The sequence below is a fragment of the Achromobacter sp. HZ34 genome (assembly GCF_002209485.1).
Lineage (GTDB): Bacteria > Pseudomonadota > Gammaproteobacteria > Burkholderiales > Burkholderiaceae_B > Bordetella_C.
In genome coordinates this window covers 525,509-544,587 of the sequence record NZ_NJIX01000005.1, presented here as the reverse complement: position 1 = coordinate 544,587, position 19,079 = coordinate 525,509, and the positions used below count along the sequence as shown (strand labels likewise).

Annotated in this window: 18 protein-coding genes and 1 pseudogene; 10 read left to right on the top strand and 9 right to left on the bottom strand. The window is 61.1% G+C overall.

The window, feature by feature from the left end; translation table 11 throughout:
* The first annotated feature begins 130 nt into the window (after positions 1 to 130).
* Both CEY05_RS22155 and CEY05_RS22150 read left to right on the top strand, forming a co-directional pair.
* Complete coding sequence (locus CEY05_RS22155; protein WP_088597195.1) at positions 131 to 1,471, top strand: aspartate aminotransferase family protein; 1,341 nt, start codon at positions 131 to 133, stop codon at positions 1,469 to 1,471.
* Between the two features lie 108 nt (positions 1,472 to 1,579).
* A complete protein-coding gene (locus CEY05_RS22150; RefSeq protein ID WP_088597196.1) occupies positions 1,580 to 2,446 on the top strand; it encodes a MurR/RpiR family transcriptional regulator in 867 nt (288 codons plus the stop codon).
* A 155-nt stretch (positions 2,447 to 2,601) separates the two neighbouring features.
* Here CEY05_RS22150 and groL read toward each other — a convergent pair whose 3' ends face one another.
* Both groL and groES read right to left on the bottom strand, forming a co-directional pair.
* Positions 2,602 to 4,242 (bottom strand): chaperonin GroEL, encoded by a 1,641-nt coding sequence (gene groL, locus CEY05_RS22145; protein WP_088597197.1) that lies wholly within the window; start codon positions 4,240 to 4,242, stop codon positions 2,602 to 2,604.
* Between the two features lie 37 nt (positions 4,243 to 4,279).
* Positions 4,280 to 4,567, bottom strand: coding sequence for a co-chaperone GroES (gene groES, locus CEY05_RS22140; protein WP_088597198.1), 288 nt, complete (start codon positions 4,565 to 4,567; stop codon positions 4,280 to 4,282).
* 405 nt (positions 4,568 to 4,972) lie between these two features.
* On the opposite strand from groES, the pseudogene CEY05_RS32010 reads away from it, so the two are divergent.
* The 3 genes and pseudogenes from CEY05_RS32010 to CEY05_RS22130 all read left to right on the top strand — a co-directional run.
* A pseudogene (locus tag CEY05_RS32010) lies at positions 4,973 to 5,032 on the top strand (hypothetical protein); the annotation flags it as partial.
* The gene (locus CEY05_RS22135; RefSeq protein ID WP_369825981.1) at positions 5,027 to 5,326 is read left to right on the top strand and encodes an IS30 family transposase; all 300 of its coding nucleotides are present in this window, start codon (positions 5,027 to 5,029) and stop codon (positions 5,324 to 5,326) included. The pseudogene CEY05_RS32010 and the gene CEY05_RS22135, both read left to right, overlap by 6 nt.
* Positions 5,215 to 6,087, top strand: a complete 873-nt coding sequence (locus CEY05_RS22130) for a LysR family transcriptional regulator (protein WP_088597199.1) — start codon at positions 5,215 to 5,217, stop codon at positions 6,085 to 6,087. Before CEY05_RS22135 ends, CEY05_RS22130 begins: the two co-directional genes overlap by 112 nt.
* Before the next feature lie 336 nt (positions 6,088 to 6,423).
* Here the strand turns inward: CEY05_RS22130 and CEY05_RS22125 are convergent, their stop codons facing one another.
* The 7 genes from CEY05_RS22125 to CEY05_RS31810 form a co-directional block, all read right to left on the bottom strand.
* Positions 6,424 to 7,008: a LysR family transcriptional regulator substrate-binding protein gene (locus CEY05_RS22125; RefSeq protein WP_158219385.1), complete on the bottom strand. Its 585-nt coding sequence runs from the start codon at positions 7,006 to 7,008 to the stop codon at positions 6,424 to 6,426.
* Positions 7,005 to 7,232: a LysR family transcriptional regulator gene (locus CEY05_RS31295; protein WP_198952859.1), complete on the bottom strand. Its 228-nt coding sequence runs from the start codon at positions 7,230 to 7,232 to the stop codon at positions 7,005 to 7,007. Before CEY05_RS31295 ends, CEY05_RS22125 begins: the two co-directional genes overlap by 4 nt.
* A 153-nt stretch (positions 7,233 to 7,385) precedes the next feature.
* On the bottom strand, positions 7,386 to 7,970 hold the full coding sequence (locus CEY05_RS22115) for a DUF4304 domain-containing protein (protein WP_158219384.1): 585 nt from the start codon (positions 7,968 to 7,970) through the stop codon (positions 7,386 to 7,388).
* Position 7,971: 1 nt separating this feature from the next.
* The gene (locus CEY05_RS31045; RefSeq protein WP_143220564.1) at positions 7,972 to 8,319 is read right to left on the bottom strand and encodes a hypothetical protein; all 348 of its coding nucleotides are present in this window, start codon (positions 8,317 to 8,319) and stop codon (positions 7,972 to 7,974) included.
* Between the two features lie 48 nt (positions 8,320 to 8,367).
* A complete protein-coding gene (locus CEY05_RS22110) occupies positions 8,368 to 8,781 on the bottom strand; it encodes a hypothetical protein (protein ID WP_088597201.1) in 414 nt (137 codons plus the stop codon).
* A 403-nt stretch (positions 8,782 to 9,184) separates the two neighbouring features.
* Positions 9,185 to 9,604, bottom strand: a complete 420-nt coding sequence (locus tag CEY05_RS31500) for a hypothetical protein (protein ID WP_198952858.1) — start codon at positions 9,602 to 9,604, stop codon at positions 9,185 to 9,187.
* Positions 9,605 to 9,621: 17 nt separating this feature from the next.
* On the bottom strand, positions 9,622 to 10,530 hold the full coding sequence (locus CEY05_RS31810) for an SMI1/KNR4 family protein (RefSeq protein WP_233161652.1): 909 nt from the start codon (positions 10,528 to 10,530) through the stop codon (positions 9,622 to 9,624).
* A 190-nt stretch (positions 10,531 to 10,720) separates the two neighbouring features.
* On the opposite strand from CEY05_RS31810, the gene CEY05_RS22095 reads away from it, so the two are divergent.
* From CEY05_RS22095 to CEY05_RS22075, 5 genes are all read left to right on the top strand, one after another.
* Positions 10,721 to 11,845, top strand: coding sequence for an ankyrin repeat domain-containing protein (locus CEY05_RS22095; protein ID WP_088597202.1), 1,125 nt, complete (start codon positions 10,721 to 10,723; stop codon positions 11,843 to 11,845).
* A gap of 582 nt (positions 11,846 to 12,427) precedes the next feature.
* Entirely contained in the window at positions 12,428 to 15,817 is a 3,390-nt protein-coding gene (locus CEY05_RS22090; RefSeq protein ID WP_088597203.1) for an autotransporter domain-containing protein, read from the top strand.
* 553 nt (positions 15,818 to 16,370) lie between these two features.
* Entirely contained in the window at positions 16,371 to 16,694 is a 324-nt protein-coding gene (locus CEY05_RS31290; protein WP_088597204.1) for a GSU2403 family nucleotidyltransferase fold protein, read from the top strand.
* Positions 16,695 to 17,042: 348 nt separating this feature from the next.
* A complete protein-coding gene (locus CEY05_RS22080) occupies positions 17,043 to 17,981 on the top strand; it encodes a LysR substrate-binding domain-containing protein (protein ID WP_088597205.1) in 939 nt (312 codons plus the stop codon).
* A gap of 122 nt (positions 17,982 to 18,103) precedes the next feature.
* Entirely contained in the window at positions 18,104 to 19,078 is a 975-nt protein-coding gene (locus tag CEY05_RS22075) for a tripartite tricarboxylate transporter substrate binding protein (RefSeq protein ID WP_088597206.1), read from the top strand.
* Position 19,079: the final 1 nt, after the last annotated feature.

The following is a 19,079-nucleotide window of genomic DNA, read 5'->3' as shown; positions in this document are numbered from 1 at the left end:
TTGTATTTATGGATCATATGATCTATAAATGGCACTGGTCAAGACATCCGACCCATCCAGTCCACCTGGTCCCTTTGGCCCTTTGGCCATTCGTCCTCTTGATCCCCCCGATTCCCTTCCGCCTCGAACCATGACTCACATCATTCACCGCAATCCCCGCACGCCCCTGGCTACCGCCGTCAGGGGTGTCGGCAGCTATCTGGTCGACCGTGACGGCCGCCGTTACTACGACGGGTCCGGCGGCGCCGCCGTGTCCTGCCTGGGGCATGGGCATCCGGAGGTGGCCGACGCGGTTGTCGCGCAGATCCGCACGCTTGAGTACGCGCATACCAGCTTCTTCACGTCGGAGCCGGCGGAGCAGCTTGCCGACACACTGGTACGTCGGTCGCCGGCGAGCCTGGCGCACGTGTACTTTCTGTCCAGCGGGTCGGAGACCGTGGAGACGGCGCTGAAGCTGGCGCGGCAATACCACGTGGAGCGGGGCGAGCCACAGCGCTGGCGCACCATTGCGCGGCTGCAGAGTTATCACGGCAACACGCTGGGCGCACTTGCCGTCGGCGGACATCAAGGGCGGCGCCGGCTCTACCAACCCTTGCTGGCGGAGGTCTGCCATGTCTCGGCCTGCTTTCCGCTGCACTACCGCTGGCCGGAAGAGTCTGACGATGCGTATGGCACCCGCCTGGCGCGGGAATTGGAGGCGACCATCCTGGAAGCAGGAGCCGAAACCGTGTCCGCCTTCATTGCCGAGACCGTCGTCGGTGCCACGGCGGGCGCCGTCTGCGCCGTCCCCGGCTATTTCCGCAAATTGCGCGAGGTGTGCGATCGCCATGGCGTGGTCTTCATCCTGGATGAAGTGATGAGCGGCCTGGGACGCACGGGCTCGTATTACGCGTTCGAGCAGGAGGGCGTGGTGCCGGACCTGCTGTGCCTGGCCAAGGGCCTGGGCGGCGGTTATCAGCCGATCGCGGCGGTGATGGCAAGCGACCGCATCGTCGATGCCATCACCACGGGCAGCGGTGCCTTCCAGCACGGCCACACCTATGTCGGCCATCCGGTGGCGTGCGCGGGCGCGCTGGCGGTGCAGAACATCATTGAGCGCGACGGCCTGGTGCAACGGTCGGCCACGTTGGGCCGCTATCTGCAGGACAGCCTGCGGCAACGCCTGGGCGATCATCCGCATGTGGCCGACGTGCGTGGGCGTGGCCTGTTCCAGGCGGTCGAACTGGCCGAGGACCGCGATGGCCGGCAGGCCTTCGATCCTGCCTTGCAGCTGCATGCCCGCATCAAGCGAACGGCCTTGGCCAACGGCCTGCTTTGCTATCCCGGCGGCGGCACCATTGATGGCGTGCGGGGGGACCATGTGTTGCTCGCTCCACCCTACATCACGACGGAAGCGGAATTGCAGGCCGCCGTGGAGATCCTGGCGCTGAGCATAGACGCGGCTATTGCCGAGGTGCGCGCTCTACAATAGCGCGCGCTACGGGCACAGGGGCGGCGGCAGGGCAATCGGCCCGGGTGGTTCAGTCATGGCCATCAAGTCATGGCGATTGGCCCATCGCCATCAAGTCACAGGAATCGGATGGACAAACGCGGCGTCGACCAGTTGATCGAACAACATTTCACCAGCCTGCCGCCCATGCTGCAGCGGGCCGCCCGCTACGCCATCGACAATCCCAGGGAGATCGCCCTGAACTCGATGCGGGCGGTGGCAGGCAGTGCCGGCGTGCAGGCCAGCGCCATGCATCGCCTGGCCCGCCAGTTGGGATTCGATGGCTACGACGCCATGCGGGATGTCTATCGCGCCTGGCTGGCCGAGGGGCATGCGACGTTCGCCGATCGTGCGTCGGCGCTGCAACAGGGCGCTGGCGGCAACGATGCCGCGCTGATCGGCGAATTGCTGCAGGCCGATACGCGCAACCTGGACCGGATGAACGACCCCGACGTCATGCGCGCACTGCTGGCGGCGCGTGACGTGCTGGCCAAGGCCGGGCATATCTACATCGTCGGCTTGCGCAGCCTGTTTCCGGCGGCGTTCTACCTGAATTACGCCTGCGGCATGTTTCGCCACAACACGACCTTGCTGGGGGGCATGGGCGGCATCTTTGCCGACGAGTTGCGGGGGGCCGGCAAGGAAGATGCGCTGGTCGTCTTCAGCTACGAACCTTATGCCCGCGATACGGTGGCCGCGGTGGACTACGCGCGCGACAGAGGTATGCGTATCGTCAGCGTAACCGACAGCGCCGTCTCGCCCGTTGCCGCCAAAGCGGCCGCCTTGATCGTCGTGGAGAACTCGACCAAGTCGCTGTTTCCGTCGGTGGTGCCGGCCTTGTCCGTAGCGCAGACGCTGGCGGCGCTGTTGGTGGCGCATGGCGGCGCGGCCAGTGTGCGCGAAGTGCGGCAGAGTGAAGCGCAGTTGCGCCGGTTTTCCGTGTACACGACGCCGTAGAGAAAGTGCTGTTGCCTTGCGGGCGTCAGCGTCGTCGCGCTGACGCCGGCTTCGGCGCAGCAATCCCCGCGCACAAATAAAAAACCCCCGGGTCGCCCCGGGGGTTTTTGCTTGGGAAGGCAGCCGTCACCGGCCACCTTTCAGGCAAGGACTTCTTAGAAGTCCATGCCGCCCATGCCACCCATGCCGCCGGGCATTGCCGGGGCAGCGGGCTTGTCTTCGGCCAGTTCGACCACGGCGGCTTCGGCGGTCAGCAGCAGGCTGGCGACGGAGGCGGCGTTTTGCAGAGCGGTGCGGGTAACCTTGGTGGGATCCAGCACGCCTTGCGCAACCAGGTCGGTGTACTCACCGGTGGCAGCGTTGTAGCCGTAGTTGCCCGAACCACCCAGCACGGTGTTGACCACCACGCTGGCTTCTTCGCCGGCGTTGGTGACGATGGTGCGCAGGGGTTCTTCGACGGCACGCAGGATCAGCTTGATACCGGCGTTCTGGTCAGGCGTATCGCCCTTCAGGTCGACGATAGCTTGCTTGGCACGCAGCAGGGCCACGCCGCCACCAGCCACAACGCCTTCTTCCACCGCGGCACGGGTAGCGTGCAGGGCGTCTTCGACGCGGGCCTTCTTTTCCTTCATTTCGACTTCGGTGGCAGCACCGACGCGAATCACGGCAACACCGCCGGCCAGCTTGGCCACGCGTTCTTGCAGCTTTTCACGGTCGTAGTCCGAGGTCGCTTCTTCGATCTGCACGCGGATTTGCTTGACGCGGGCTTCGATCGAGGTGCTGTCGCCAGCGCCGTCGATGATCGTGGTGTTTTCCTTGCCCACTTCGATGCGCTTGGCTTGGCCCAGCTCTTGCAGCGAGGCCTTTTCCAGCGACATGCCGGTTTCTTCGGAGATCACGACGCCGCCGGTCAGGATGGCGATGTCTTCCAGCATGGCCTTGCGGCGGTCACCGAAGCCAGGCGCCTTGACGGCGGTGGTCTTCAGGATGCCACGGATGTTGTTGACCACCAGGGTCGCCAGGGCTTCGCCCTCGACGTCTTCGGCGATGATCAGCAGCGGGCGGCTCGACTTGGCGACTTGTTCCAGCACGGGCAGCAGGTCACGGATGTTGCTGATCTTCTTGTCGTAGATCAGGACGAAAGGATCGTCCAGCGCGGCAACTTGCTTTTCCGGGTTGTTGATGAAGTAGGGCGACAGGTAGCCGCGGTCGAATTGCATACCTTCGACGACGTCCAGCTCGTTTTCCAGCGACTTGCCGTCTTCGACGGTAATGACGCCTTCCTTGCCGACCTTGTCCATCGCGTCAGCGATGATCTGGCCGATGGAGAAGTCGCTGTTGGCCGAGATCGAGCCGACTTGAGCGATTTCCTTGCTGGTGGTGACCGGCTTGGATTGCTTCTTCAGTTCGGCGACGGCGGCGGCGACAGCCTTGTCGATGCCGCGCTTCAGGTCGATCGGGTTGAAACCGGCGGCAACGTACTTCAGGCCTTCCATGACGATGGCTTGAGCCAGCACGGTGGCGGTGGTGGTGCCGTCACCGGCGTTGTCGGAAGTCTTGGAAGCGACGTCCTTGACCAGTTGGGCGCCGATGTTTTCGAACTTGTCCTTCAGTTCGATTTCCTTGGCGACGGACACGCCGTCCTTGGTCACCGTCGGGGCGCCGAACGAGCGCTCCAGCACGACGTTGCGACCCTTGGGGCCCAGGGTGGTCTTGACAGCGTTAGCCAGGATGTTCACGCCGCGGACGATACGCACACGGGCGTCGTCGCCAAACAGAACTTGCTTGGAAGCCATATTCTTTCCTTACTGGGGAATTCTTGGGGAGGAGGTATTACTGGATCACGGCGAGGATTTCTTCCTCGCGGATGACGAGCAGTTCCTCGCCATCGACCTTCACGGACTGGCCGGCGTACTTGCCGAACAGAACCTTGTCGCCCGCCTTCAGGTCGACCGGCAGAACCTTGCCGTCTTCCGTACGCTTGCCGGGACCGACGGCGATGACTTCGCCTTGGTCGGGCTTTTCAGCGGCGCTGTCAGGGATGACGATGCCCGAGGCGGTTTTGCGCTCGTTGTCCAGACGCTTGATGATCACACGATCATTCAGAGGACGCAGGGCCATGAGGAACTCCTGTTTTCTAAAAACGGTAAGGGGGTTGTCTCGCTTGCCCCGGCGGCCGGAAAGGCGAGAAGGCTTGTTAGCACTCACCGGAGGCGAGTGCTAATTATAGGGATCGTAATTAATGCTTCAAGGGGGGAGAGGGGTGCTGTTACAACTTTGGTGTCGAAGTTCACGCCCGATGGAACTTTACTCATCTAGCGTGGCCCCCTAACCATCCCAAGTGCTTGGCGTCACAACGAAAAGTCGAAGAACCGCTGAAAAGCAAGTACTTACATCAGCAGCGTCCCTGGCGGTAATACCCCGCAAAAGCGATATTGTGGTTTCAAACGGTCAGTGCAACACCCTATTGAAAGCCCGATGGATAGAGGTGTGCACTGGTCAGTGTGGTGAGCAGAAGAGCGGGGGGCGATCTATCGAGGGTTGGCCAGTGGCGCAAGTTATCGAGCTATTGGTCGCCAGTTGGGCCGCTCAGCATCTCGGTTCACCGTGCTCTGCAGGATCGAGGACAAGCGGGCCGAAATCGTTACTCGAGCCCTTGTTGAGCAGATGGGCCAGCTTCCTGCTCGACTAAGGAAAATCCTGACCTGGGACCCCGGGGCGGAGTTGTCAGCGCACAGGCACTTTGATATTGCTACCAATATGGTCGTTTGCTTCTGCGATCCGGGCAGCCCCTGGCAGCGAGGCACCAACGAAAATACGAATGGCCTGCTACGCCAGTACTTCCCAAATCCATTGTCAGCCGTCGGCTGCTTCGGCTAGAGCAGGAACTTGGCGCCGAGCTCCTCGCACGAACGACCCGCGGCGCGGTTTTGACGGAGGCGGGGGTATCGTTTCGAGATCAGGCAGCGGACATCTGCGCCAGGATAGACGCAGTTCGGGAAGAGCTGTCGCCCAACGGCCATATCAGGGGCCTGATGAGAATCGCGGGACCCGCATCCGTCGGGACGCTGTTCGCGCCGGCGCTTGCAGACTTTGCCAGGCGACACCCGGCACTGCAGGTGCATACGCGATTTTCGGATCAGTACGTCGATCTCGCAGCGGAAGGTTTCGACTGTGCGATTCGCGTGGGCTACATGCCGGACTCCAGCTTGATTGCGCGCAAAATCGGCTCACTTCCGATGCAACTGTACGCCAGCCCGGGCTACATCAAGGAGAATGGGGCGCCGCAGTATCCGGCCGATATCCTAAAGCACTCGGCGATCACGGCCGGCACCAACAGCTGGGTGTTCAGCGATGGGGATCAGAACTTCACGGTGCATCCACAAGGCCGGTTCAAGGCGGACAACGCCTATGTCCTCGCGGAGGCAGCAGCGTCCGATCTGGGAGTCGTTGCGATGGGCGAGATGATCGCGGGACCTTATGTCGAGACAGGCAGGCTTGTGCCCATCATGACGCGTTTCAGAATGCCGGACGTCGGCATCTTCGTCGTGCGCCCGCCAAGCCAGCACATCCCCCGCAAAGTCAGATTACTGATCGATCTTCTTGTCGAAAAATTTGCGGCGGTAAGCACCAGTTCTTGAGAGTGTACGTACAAGCGCAACAGCTCGCACTACGGTCCAACAAGCTCCGACTGGCGCTTGCAACTCGCTGCTTTCTCCTGAGGAAGCGCTTCCACCTCTCTCATCGGGCACAATTCCGTCTCATAGTCCTGGTCGGCCCACTCGCTCAGGCGTGCAACGCCACTACGCGTAATCTGAATCTCGTACATTGGCCCTTCGTCATAGCCACATCAGCGCCCCATCACCGTGCTCGTCGTAGTCGCCTTGTGTCATTCCCGGCAAGTCTTCTTCGTATAGCTCTTTAACCGCTGCCCAGATATCGTCGCGATTAGCTTATCGCGCAATCGACGAAGTTCTTTAGGAATGGCGAGCAGTCCGTTCGACGCCAAGCCAAAGACAGGCTCGCCATTGCTGACACAGGAACACCGCTTTCGAAATGAATGTGAATCCGTGCCCCAGGCGCAACACCGCCTTGAGAATTTCCGTGGAGCCCAGTTCCTGAAAAACCGGCATCTCAGCGGTCAGCCCCTCATCCTGGAAAAGTTGGCGAACGGATGCCTCATACAGTGCGCCTTTCTGCGTGGCATAGATAGGCAGGCCGGCCAATTGGGCCATGACCCCGGCATTGGATCGAGACAGCAGGCCGACCTTGAATACCCATCCCATTTCGTCCATGAAGCGGGAATGGACATGCAATGCGGAATCGACGGCGACGGCGGCGATGACGGCGCAGTCGAGCTGCTCATCCCGCAGTAATGCACGCAACTCCTCGGTGCTGCCCATCTTGACGGTGAGATGTACGCCGCGATTGGCTGAAAGGAAGCCGGCGATCAAATCAGGCATCAGGTGAGCTGCCGCCGTATGGTAGACGCCCACTCGCAGGGATGGCCGCGAAAATCCGGTGTTTGCAGCCTGGCGCTGGACTGCCTCGGCGATCTTCACGATTTGCTCGCAAATGGGGGGAGTAGCACCTCGCCTGCCGCGGTCAAAGCGACGCCGCGGCTGTGCCGGGAAAACAGCTGTGCACCGAGTTGTTCTTCCAGCTGCTTGATGCGCGCGGTAACGTTCGACTGAGTCGTCGACAACTTGATCGCCGCCTTCGAGAGACTTTTTGCGTGTGCTACCTGCATGAAGTATCGGGCGAGCTGAGTTTCCAACAAGGGCATGACAGCGTCCAAGGGAAGAAGGATGACAGTTCTTCAAGTCGGCAAGTATCCGACTTGTCCTCATCGTTGTGAAGTGGCAACGGCGGTTGCTGACTATGGAAAGCGGGAGTTCGAGCCGTATTGCCGAAACGGTGTTGCTCGGCGTCAGCGCACTTAACCTACCAAGCCACTCTTGACCGCCCACGCCACGTAATGGTTCTTCGCAGCGGGGCGCGCGGCGATGGCTGCTTCATATTGCCGAACTGCTTCTCTCTTGCCCCATGCAAGCCACGCCGCGGACAAAGCGTGCAGATTGGGACTCCCCTGCAGGTGTGTGGCGATTCTTGCCACATCGAGATGCGCGTCTAACCACTGTAAGCCTGACGCTTGCATTTTCGCCTCGACGTCGCTTGCGATTTCATTCAGATTCGAGTTTGGCTCGACAGTCCACCAATGGTCGTACTTATAAGCAAGAGAGCCAAGACGTTCACGCACAGTCGTTTCAAATTCCTTGGGAAACCTCTCAGGCCTCTTTTGGCCAGCGAGGTCGGCGACCTGGGCACAGTAAACGCCAAGATTCACAACGAACTTTCCTTGTTCGCGTGAATTGGCGGCGCTGGCCTGCGCGTTGACTATTTGCCAGTCGTCGCTCACGGATTTGTGCCAAGTCCGTCCGGACTTCCTGAACCCGTTTTTCTTGAGAAGACCGGCAAGGGCCAGTCCCACGATCTCATCGATCTGAGTTGCGACTTCGCTCAACTTAAACTCCTTCAGGATGTCCGCATATGGCCGACAACTGCCAACCGCTCACAGTGTTGAGCACTACCGCCGCTGGAAAAACAATCCCGTCGAGCAAGAACACTCCGCCACAAGGATTTGCAATACATTGTGTATCAGCCGTACGCACATCGGGAAACTCAGCCAACAGCTCAGTTAATGTCAATTCACAGAGCTCGCGTTCGTCATCGGCCACTTCCCCATCAACGAAGTATTGAACCACGAGCTTGGCCGTAACTTCGTCCCAGCCTACGCGAACGCCCGCGACCTGAGGAGTCAGATTGTGCTGGGCAATGAGTGCAGCAGCTTTCTCAAGCGCAGATTTTTCCATGGTGGTTATGTACGATTCTCGTCAAGTTTGGAGACAGAGCGCGTAGGGTCACTCTTGACCCGAAACAGTTATAGCGTCGTCACGCCACACGACAACAGCTTCTTCGAACATCGAATGCTCGTGCGCGTGCGCAATTGACGTAGCAACGTTAAATTCCGATAAATAGCTTTCTAGACGAACTAGCGCGGCGGCAGCGCCATTGGATCGGCCGAGAAATCCTATCCGCTCGCCATCTTTACCTTCTAGCAACCAGAAGTTGTCGAACGGAGCGACGTCAAAAAGTGGCGCGATGGAGATTTCTTTGATGGCCGTAAAGGCAATTTTTTTATCTTTCTTAGGATTGCCCTCGTAGATATACAGACTGTCGGTTCGTACCCACTCAAGCTTCTCAATTTGACGCACCCACCAGCCGAGGCAGACCACGGCAACCGCACCGACAAACGCAAAATTCAGTATCGACATAACGGCCAAGATTCCATTTTTCGCCATGTCCGCGCTGGGTAGTTTAGATGACCGCCATGCTGGCTGTGAAGAGATTGACCTCGAGTTCTCGAAAGGCTGTTTCTGGCCAGGTCGCGGTTCCCGTAGTACACCTTGACAAGGTAGTTGTAGTTCCGGCCCCGCAAGGTACACCATTCGGGAAACGAGCCCACAGGATTCCTGGAATACGCCCGCCAATCTTCGATGAGGCAATTGAAGTACCGCAGTTCGGGAGAACGCTGCACAACCGTCTCCGCGGCCGGTGCGTCCGCTATGAGGGTTCTGGCAAGCTCCAGCGCCGCCACCGCGTAATCAATCGAGCCAATCAAGAACGACTCATCGAAATGATGAGTTGCATGATCGACATCTCCGAGCGCGAAATCGATCAATAGCGTTCGTACAGGAACGTCGTCCGGGCACATCGATAAGGCGCGCGCAAGCAGTTCTCGGTCGCGATTGAGAATACCGAGCCATCGCACGGGTTCACGCGCGTTTGCATCTTCCCGCATCCACGCTTCCAGGTCGGCAGCAGGAAACGTTTGACGAGCGGCTGGGCCAGAAAATGATGCACGCCATGAGCCCGAGCGTTGATCTCAAGAATCTGTGTCGTTGCGAGCCTCGCCGTCGAGCTATCGAACGAACGCGTTTCTTCAAGATAGCGTTCCAGCGCCTGGAATGCATCGCGCCATAATCCCAGCTCGCGAAAGCGGCAATAGGCGCCGAGCGGGTTGAGATGCTTGTCAGCTTCCAGCTGTTGCGCGATTTGGAGCAACCCTTCGAAATTGTCTCTGTTCCAGTAGTACATTGCGTCGTCAAGACCCTTCAATACATCCACTTGTCGACAATGGCGTCGCCCAGGTGGCGGCGCAGCGTATCTTCGTCGTCTTCCTGCTCGTGGACCTCCAGCAGGCATTTGTACATCAACGCGTCGAGATAGCCGCCGACGTCCGAAAACATGCGCGTGAGCATGGGTGCCGAATCGTGGTCGAAATACCAGACCTCTCCGGTTTCCCGGTGGAAACACCACACGTTGCCGTTGCCTAGATAATCGCCGAAGGCCACCAGTTGGTCGACCAGCTGCCATTGCTCGTCGGCGTCCTGCGCGTCTTCCAGGATGTCGGCGATACCAGGATAGGCCGCTCGCAGCGGTTCGATACTGGCGAGGTCAGCTTGTGTCACGCTGCACAAGTTTTCGCACAGGTTCAATGCACCAATCCGCGCGTGATACGCGCGCAGCAATGGGGGCAGGGGGCAGCCCAGGCGCTGTTCCAGCGCGTCCAACTCGGCGCGACTGGAAGGCGCCAGCCCGGCCTGGCTGGCATGGCCTTCCCACAAGCCTGCATATGCCCGCGCGCAGGCCAGCCACCACGCCAGGCACTCATCGTCCGTAGCGTGCATCGGCCATTCGAGATGCGGGACGACATCATCCGTGCTGGCGCCGTGGACGATGCGATCCAGATGGAAGGACAGGGCGGCAAGCAGATTGTCGTCGTCGGACCCGGCGCTGGAGAAAATCCGCCGTAACTCGCGTACCGTTAGCCAGGGGCGATACCCGATGCGAGTGGGCGCGCCGTCAGCCTGCACAAGAAAGCGCCCAGCCGGCCCCAGCAATACGGCATAGCCGCCGTCGCCATCGGGTAAAACCAGGTTTTCAGGCAGGGCTACGCGATCGGTGTCCGGCAGGGTGGCAAGTTCCGGGATCAATTTCCGCAGGTCTTTAAAAAGCTTCATGGTTCGCAGCGTGGACAGTGAGTTTTGCAGGCGCTAGTGTGAACCTCTTTTTATCGGCCGGCGACGGGAGGGGACTCTGGTAGGGCCATGAAAAGCGCCGTAGCAGATCGCATCCTATGGCGCTGCCGGGTGCGTATACCATGGGGCCTCTCCGCAGTTTGCCTTATCCCGGAACAGGAGCGTGTGCAGGATGCCGAAAGCCAAGAGGAAGACCTTACCCAAAGATTTCGATGAAATGTTGAAGGCCGGCAACGCCGGTGCGATCAGGGCGGTGTTCGACGGTTGCGACGTGAATGCGCGGGGTGGCGTCTGGAAGCAGACCGCGCTCGCGTTCAACGACCTGCCCGACGAAGTGGCTGTATGGCTTGTCGAGAATGGCGCGGACATCGCCGCCGCGGACCAGTATGGGGAAACGCCATTGCACGCCCGCGCCGGCCATTGGCAGGGCAGGATAGACACCCTCCTGACCTTGGGCGCGGACCCGAACGCGGTCGATTCCAAGGGCAACACGCCTTTGCACAAGGCTGCCGCGGTCGGCAATATCCGCACGGCGCAGACGTTGTTGGACCACGGCGCGCGACTCGATGCCGCCAACAACCAAGGGACGACGCCGCTGGGCTACGCGCTGCAACGATGCAGCAATGCCAAGGTCGTGCAGGTCGCTGACGTGGCCCTACTGCTGCTGAATGCGCGGACACACGCGCCTGAACACTCGGGGTTGCAGGGGCTGGCCACGCGCCTGTTCGGCGGTGAGACGCGCGGCGGGCCGGTCGTCACTGAAGCAATGCGCGCCTGCGTGCAGCGCATAGGTACGGATTTCGAATTCCACCGGGACAATTTCAACCCGGAAAGCCGGGAAGAGACCAGCGCCGCGCTCGACCGGCTCTATACCTTGTTCGAGGTGCCTCCGGTCCCGCGGCGGGTCGCCTATGACGGCAAGTCGCCCATCGCGGCCAAGGCCGCTACCTGGTGGGAACGCCATCAGGAATTGTGGGAGTTGTTGGTGCCATCCAGCGGCGCGGCCAGTACCATGCAAGGGGAGACGATACGGATATCCGGCCGCATCGCCAGAGAGCTCGATGGCAATGGCGGCATCAATTGGGATGCCGAATTCAAACAGATGGCCGATGCTTTGCTGACGCATCTGGGCGCCGGCCAGCCCTTGCCGGCGCCGGCACTGCGGGAAGCCGCCACCCTGGTCGGCGAGGTCAAGCGGAAGAACGGCGATACCGGGCGCCTGTGCGAGCTGGCGGTGGAGTGGGTGGAATTGAATCCGGCGCCGATTGCGCTGTCTGCACCAGCATACAGGCGCTGACAGTGCTGCCACTCGTTCGCAGCTTTACTCGCGAAGGAGCTATTGTCAAAGTTCATCCCATGTGGAAATTCGTTCGCCTAATTGGAACTGGCTGAATCCAGCTAACTTATTGCGCACAAATAGAAAAATCCGAGAAATGGCAAAAAGTGACTGCTCACATACGGTGAGTCGGAGCGGGAAGGTTCAGGTCGCATCGGTCATTTAAGGTGGAATTACTCCGGATTTAGATCATCTACCGTGGAATTTTCGGGCAACCTGGTGCATGAATATTGCATGACGGTAGCTGCCATGTTCAGGTTCCAGGCATTAGCCACGTTTATTCAGCCATTGCGCCTCATTGAAACGTGAATAAACCGTCCGATGATCCCCTTAATCCGGTGACTTATCGGGCTTGTTTTTAGCGGTTTCTATTTGTTTCGGTTGTAGCATTTAGGTCATGAGTTCTTAAGCATGCGCCTGGGTGTCCCGACGCTGCAGTATCGCCGCGGACCACACCTGCGCCCCCCTGCATCTCAGTTTTCGGACGGATGCAGCGCCGGCTTGTGGCCCGCAAATACCCACAAGCTGAATAGGTCGTAGCAAATGAGCAAGTCTTCCCGCAATCTTCGCCCCCATCCCAGATCCTTGCAGGGCCTGACGACACGCAGATTGCTGATTCCCGCAAGCCTGGGATTCAGCCTGCTCACCGGAGTCACGGCGCAAGCGCAAAGCGTTACGGTCAGTAGCAGCCAGGCGACGCACTACGAAATCAACCCGGGCACTGACACGCTGACCATCGCGTCTGGCGTCACGATATCTGACAACGATGTCGCGCTTGGGGACGGCCCCTTCGTACTCCAGGACATCGCCATCATCAACAACGGCACGATATCGGGCGGCTTGTCCCAAACGTCTGCAACGCCCTTCGGTATCCTGCTTACGGTCTCGGGCTCGGTCACCAACAACGGCCTGATCAACGCAGACAAAGGCACGGCCGTGGGATTGACCGGCGGCGACTACCTCCAGAACAATGGAACCATTACGGGTCACGACGTTGGCGTGTATATCGCCGGCGGCACGCTCGTGAACGGTTCGAGCGCGGACAATACGGCGCTGATTCTGTCGTCGGCCGGTACGGCCCTCAATAGCCCCACCGCCCTGACGCTGACCAATTACGGGACCATCGCCAGCCAGGGCGGGCAAGCGGCCACCATTGCGGGCGGCACAATCACCAACTATGGCCTGATTTCCGCCACCGGCGGCGATGGCTTTACGATGAACGGGGCCGGCACGGTGGACAACCGGGGCACCATAAGCAGCACCACCGGCACCGGCGTGTTGGTCGGAGCGAATGCCACCATTACGAATTCCGGGACGATCGAATCCCTGGCTGGCCTGGCGGCGGTGCAATTTTCGCCATCAGGTGGCCGACTGAATCTGGAGACCGGATCGGTATTGACGGGCGGCATCAACGCGGCCGGGGGAAATACACAGGTTGTGCTGCACGGCTCGAACACCATGAGCAGCACGATTGCCGGCATCCGCACACTGACCATGGCTGGCACCGATTGGACCTTGTCGGGCCAGACTTTGGTCACCAATACCGAAGTGCAGACGGGTACGCTGCACGTGAACGGCATCTACACCAGCAACACGGTCGTTGACGCCGGCGCGACGCTAGCCGGCACCGGTACGATGTCAACGGTAACGGCCCAGAATGGAGCAACGGTAATGCCCGGTAGCGCAACCGCGCCCGGCATCCTGACGGTCGGCACCTATACCCAGCAAGCCGGTTCCACGCTATTGATCACGACCACGCCGACGTCGGCCTCCGAGCTGGCCGTCACGGGCGCGGCCACATTGGGCGGCGTCCTCTCCGTCAATTCACTGGCGGGCGCGTATGCGCCGGTGACGAACTACATCGTCCTGACTGCCGGCACCGGGCTGACGGGCACGTTCAGCTCCGTCCTGGAAAGCGACGCATCCCTGGTGCCGACGCTCACCTACGACACCGCCTTGAATCGGGTCATCCTGACGCTGGCGAGTGCCGCCGTCTGGACGGTCGGCGATAACAACGTGACGCTCAATGGCGACGTCAGCGCGGATCAGGATGGTTTGACCGGCAACGACACGCTGAACCTCATCGGCATCGGCAAGGTCACGGCGAACCTGGCCAACATCGACACCTTGAACATCGGCGACCTCGCCGCCACCGTTACGCAGGTCTCGCTGGACGCCGGCACGCAAACCGTAGGCGCCACCCGCATCCTGCCGAACGGAACGCTGATCTTGAATGGCGGCCAGTTCAGCACCGGCACGCTGGACCTCGCCGGGGGCGTCCTGACGGCCAATGTGGATTCCACGATAGGCGCGCCGACTACCCTGTCGGCCAATAGCGAAATCAGCGCGGCCGATGGCCGCACCTTGACCTTGTCGGGCGACGTCTCTGGTGTTGGGCATCTGCTGAAGACGGGCGCCGGCATGCTGGTGCTCAATGGCGCCAACACCTACAGCGGCGGCACCCAGATCGGCGCCGGCACGCTGGAGGTCGGCGACGCCGATCACTCGGGCGCCAGCATCCAGGGTTTCACGCGTGTCGATAGCGGCGGTACGCTACGCGGTCACGGCACGGTCGTCGGCAACGTCGTCAACGAAGGTATCGTGTGGCCGGGCGGCTCCATCGGCACCCTGACCGTGAACGGCGATTTCATGCAGTCGTCCAACGGCACGCTGATGGTGGACATTAGTCCCGATTCCGCTTCGCAGTTGAAGGTCACCGGCACCGCGCAGTTGGGCGGCACCCTGTCGCTGCTGTACGGCCCGGGTACGTATCACGCCACCACCTATCGCCTGGTCGATGCGGGAGCAGTGGAGGGCGCTTTCTCCAAAGTGACGGGCAATGCTCCGGCCGGCTATTCGCAGGCGGTCGCCACGTCGGCCAACGCAGTGGACCTGAAATTGGCGGCAAGAACCGACGTTGCAGGCGATACAGGCGATTCTGACGATTCCGGTGGCACCGGATCTGGCGACGTCACGACCACCGTCGCGCCGACCAACGCATCCATCTTCGGCGCGGTGGGATCGTCGGCTTTGCGCGATGGCCAACGCACGGCTGACACGCTGCTTGGCCGTCTGGCCCGGCCGTGCCCCACGGACAGCGCCGCCGGTTGCGAGCGGCCGACGAATCAAGCCTGGGTCCGCGCCACTTCCGACACCACGCACCAGGGCGGCAACAATAATGCGCCCGGCAACACTGACCAGCGTTACGGCTTCCTTGTGGGCGCTGACCACAATATGGGACCGTGGACGGTAGGCCTGGCCGGCGGCTACAGCCATGGCGACGTGAAGGAGGGGGACGCCACGGGCCGCATCGACACCTTGCGCCTGGCCGCTTACGGCAGCCGCCAGGTCGGCGCCATCAATGTCGCCGGGATGGTGGGCGGTGCATACGACTTCATCTCCACGCGCCGCAGCTTTGGCTCGCTGGGCACGACGCGCAACACGTCCGACGGGCAGGAAGCCCAGGCCGGGCTGCAGGCGAGCATGCCCTTGCAGGCGGGCCCTACTGTCATCACTCCGCGCGTGGGTCTGCGCTATCAGTATTTCCACGGCAATTCCTTCTCCGAGGAAGGTCTGGATAGCGAATCTCTGTCGGTGAAGGGCCAGGATTTGCACAGCCTGCAGCCGTATGTCGGGGTGACCGCCGACTACAGCTTCAACGGGCTTGGCGCCAAGCCCGCGCTGCTGCAGGGCAGGGTCGGCTATGCCTACGAAACAATGGACAGCAGCCGTTCGGTATCAGTGACGTCGGGCGACGGCACCGGCTTCTCCGTCCCGGGCGCGACGCAATCCCGCGGCATGCTCACTGCGGGCCTGAGCCTGTCGATGCAAGTGGCGAAGCAGTTCGACGTGGCGGTGAGCTACGACACCTTGTTCCATACTGGCAACACGTCAGCCCAAACCTTCCGCCTGGGCGCGACGTATCGCTTCTGATGGGCGAGTAGCTTGCAAAGAGAAATGCCGGCGCCAGGTGCGCCGGCATTCCACGTAAGTAGTCGTGAGCGGCAGAATGCCTTGTTCGATGGCCTTTGGTTCTGAGCTCCGATCGACTGCAGACAGCTTATAGCGGTCAACCAAGAACTGCACTGACCGGTTGAATGCACAACCGGAAGCGGACGTTTCCAGAGTCCGGGACGCATCGCAGATTACTGCGATGCCGCAGCTTGAGGACTCAGCGAAACGGAAAATTCCACGTTACATGAACTATTTCCGGAAAAATTCCAAATTAGATGAACGACCAGTTCCATCCCGGATGACCGATCTGTCGGTAAATCATTGATTTTTATAGGATGGCGATTCCACCGTTGGTGAATTTCGACACTCCCCCGGAGAGATTTCTTCAGTAGTTTTTATAAAATTACTGAAAATCCCGACCGAGGAAGATCCTCATGCCCATACGCTACGAGCGCATCGACCTCGCCTACCAGACAGTCTGGACCAATCCGCCGGTCAGGCTCTGGCTGAGCGAATCGAGGTCACCAAGGGGTTGATCGCGCAGGTCCGAGGTCTGGCCAAGTTGAGGTATCAGGTAGCTGACCCCAAGACCTACAGCGTCGTCGCAGCTTTGCACAACGCTGGATTATTCCGCCGAGGTATGACTCTGGTCGGCTCGCATGCGTATGGGGTTCTGCTCAATACCCTGGGTATTGCCGCGGGCCTCTACCAGTCCTTCAACGTCGACGTTGCACGAGGTGCCGCCCTTGGGTCCGATGCACCGACACCAGGCTTCGCGGAGCTGCTGGCCCAGACAGGCCTGAAAGTCGTGGAGGTGCCTGCCTTTCATCCTGGCGACCCCTTCGACGTCATATAAAGAGCCCGGAAAGTCGCAATTCCGGATCAGGCGGCCGTCCTCGTGGCCATGCTGACTCGGTATGAGCCTGGGGTGTCGAGTCGGCAGTCGCGGCGCTGAAGTCTGGCTACCCGTCAGCCATCAGGCCAGCTCAAAGGCTCCTGTCCATGCTTGAGGTCATGCCCCAACTGGCTGGGCTGGTCCCATGACCAAGTGAGCCGGTTGGGCGAGATCGCCTGCGGCACGCCGCTGAATTGTTCCAGGACGCCGGAGCACACCGCAGCCTAGGGCTGCCACCAACTGCCCTGCCGGGCCGGCTCTGCTAGGATCGAGATCCCGGCCCCGGCCCCGTCCAGAAACCATGCAACCATGGAATTGCGCCAGATTCGCTATTTCGTCCGGGTGCTCGAAGTTGGCAGCATGAGTCGCGCTGCCGCGGAACTGGGGGTGGTGCAATCGGCGCTCAGCCAGCAGATCAGCCGGCTGGAAGGGGAACTGAGCGTGCGGCTGATGACGCGCACGCGGCGCGGCATTACTCCCACGCAGGCAGGGCTGGCCTTCCTGCGCGAAGCCCAGCTTATCTTGCGCCATGCCGAACAGGCGCGGCGGGCCGCGCAACAATCTCGCCTTACCGGCACCGCCAGCGTTGGCCTGGCGCCCACCACGGCCTCGGTGTTGGCCTTGCCGTTCATGCGCGCCATGCGCGACCGCTACCCTGACGTCCGCCTGCACATAGTCGAATGCCTTTCCGGGCAACTGGAGGGTTTGCTGGAAGCCCGCAAGCTGGACTTCGCCATCCTGTTCAACGTGCAGGCCAGTTCAAGCTGGAACGTCATCCCGCTGATGGAAGAAAAGCTGTTCCTGATCCAGTCAGCGCAGCGCTCCGGTGCGCAGCGCGTCGAATCCGCGGTGTCGATCGATGCGTTGAAAGACATCCCCTTGATTCTTCCGACCGGCACGCATGGCCTGCGCAGCAGGATAGACAGCGCTTTCGGCCGTGCCGGCATCAAGCCCGACGTCGTCGCGGAAATCGATTCCCTGGTCATGCTGATGGATGCCGTCGACGCAGGCTTGGGCGCTACCGTCCAGCCCAGCGCGGCGGTATTGCGCTACCACGACGCCAGCGAACGCTTCGTACTGAGCGAAATCGACGACTTGCAGAGCCAGCACGTGAATGTGCTTTGCAGCCTCGCGGATGACGAAATGTCGCCGGCGGCTCTATGCACGAGGTTGGTCCTGACGCATTGCATGCGCACCCTGGTCCAGGATGGCAGATGGCCTGACGCCCGTTTGATAAATCAGTTTTAGTGATGGCCCCATGCGTTGTCCAGACTGTGCAAGGGGCGACGACGTGATTAGAGTGAAGACGAGTCCGCAGTGCGGCGTATGCCGCGCAATAACAATCACGGGCCGTTCTCAAGGGGTACGCCATGAAACGCTTTTTCCTTACCGGGGTGACGGCCGTCGCCGTCCTGCTGGTTTCCTCGACCGCGGCGTGGGCGCAGCAATGGCCCAGCCGGGCAATCAAGATGGTCGTACCGTTCGCGGCCGGAGGGTCAGTGGACGTAACGGCGCGCATCCTGGCCAAGGGCTTGGGGCCGCGCCTGGGCCAGGCCGTCATCGTGGAGAACCGGGCGGGCGCCGCCGGCATTCCCGGCACCGAATACGTGGTCAAGTCTCCGCCCGACGGCTATACCGTCGTGCTGGCCAGCGCCGGCATCGTTTCCATCGGGCCTTATCTGTACAAGAACATGCCGTTCGATCCCATCAAGGACTTGGCGCCGGTCACGCCGGTGGTCGATGGCGTGAACGTGCTGGTGGTGCGGCCCGACAGTCCGGCCACTTCCGTGCAGAAGTTCACCGAGCTGGCCAAGGCGCAACCGGGAAAGCTCAATTTCGGGTCGTCCGGCGTAGGCGCCTCCGATGACATGGCCACCGAGCTTTTCATGGTCATGACCGGCACCAAGATGCTGAACATTCCGTACAAGGGGGGCGGCCCGGCCATGGTCGATCTGATCGCTGGCCACACGGATTTCATGTTCTCGGCCGTCGCGCCGGCCATCGGTCAGATTCAGGCCGGCCACCTGCGCGCCCTGGGCGTGACGTCGAGCGAGCGGCTGGAGGCCCTGCCTGATGTACCGACCATCGCGCAGGCCGGCGTGGCCGGCTACGACTCGGTGGCCTGGTACGGCCTTTTTGCCCCGCGCGGCACGCCGGCGGACGTGGTCGATCGCATCAATAAAGAAACCGCGGCAGTGCTGAAGGACCCGGAGGTGCGCAAGCAACTGGTCGATGCGGGCCTGTTGCCACATGTCAGCACGCCCCAGGCCTTCGCGGCCTATATCCAGAACGACGCCACCAAGTGGGGCGACGTGGTGCGCAAGAACGGAATCAAGGTGGAGTAGG

What these genes read in the sequence shown, in the direction of transcription:
- CEY05_RS22155 (WP_088597195.1), top strand. Translation starts at nt 131, where the DNA reads ATGACTCACATCATTCACCGCAATCCCCGCACGCCCCTGGCTACCGCC.
- CEY05_RS22150 (WP_088597196.1), top strand. Translation starts at nt 1,580, where the DNA reads ATGGACAAACGCGGCGTCGACCAGTTGATCGAACAACATTTCACCAGC.
- groL (WP_088597197.1), bottom strand. Translation starts at nt 4,242, where the DNA reads ATGGCTTCCAAGCAAGTTCTGTTTGGCGACGACGCCCGTGTGCGTATC.
- groES (WP_088597198.1), bottom strand. Translation starts at nt 4,567, where the DNA reads ATGGCCCTGCGTCCTCTGAATGATCGTGTGATCATCAAGCGTCTGGAC.
- CEY05_RS31295 (WP_198952859.1), bottom strand. Translation starts at nt 7,232, where the DNA reads ATGCCCTTGTTGGAAACTCAGCTCGCCCGATACTTCATGCAGGTAGCA.
- CEY05_RS31045 (WP_143220564.1), bottom strand. Translation starts at nt 8,319, where the DNA reads ATGGAAAAATCTGCGCTTGAGAAAGCTGCTGCACTCATTGCCCAGCAC.
- CEY05_RS22110 (WP_088597201.1), bottom strand. Translation starts at nt 8,781, where the DNA reads ATGTCGATACTGAATTTTGCGTTTGTCGGTGCGGTTGCCGTGGTCTGC.
- CEY05_RS31500 (WP_198952858.1), bottom strand. Translation starts at nt 9,604, where the DNA reads ATGTACTACTGGAACAGAGACAATTTCGAAGGGTTGCTCCAAATCGCG.
- CEY05_RS31810 (WP_233161652.1), bottom strand. Translation starts at nt 10,530, where the DNA reads ATGAAGCTTTTTAAAGACCTGCGGAAATTGATCCCGGAACTTGCCACC.
- CEY05_RS22095 (WP_088597202.1), top strand. Translation starts at nt 10,721, where the DNA reads ATGCCGAAAGCCAAGAGGAAGACCTTACCCAAAGATTTCGATGAAATG.
- CEY05_RS22090 (WP_088597203.1), top strand. Translation starts at nt 12,428, where the DNA reads ATGAGCAAGTCTTCCCGCAATCTTCGCCCCCATCCCAGATCCTTGCAG.
- CEY05_RS22080 (WP_088597205.1), top strand. Translation starts at nt 17,043, where the DNA reads ATGGAATTGCGCCAGATTCGCTATTTCGTCCGGGTGCTCGAAGTTGGC.
- CEY05_RS22075 (WP_088597206.1), top strand. Translation starts at nt 18,104, where the DNA reads ATGAAACGCTTTTTCCTTACCGGGGTGACGGCCGTCGCCGTCCTGCTG.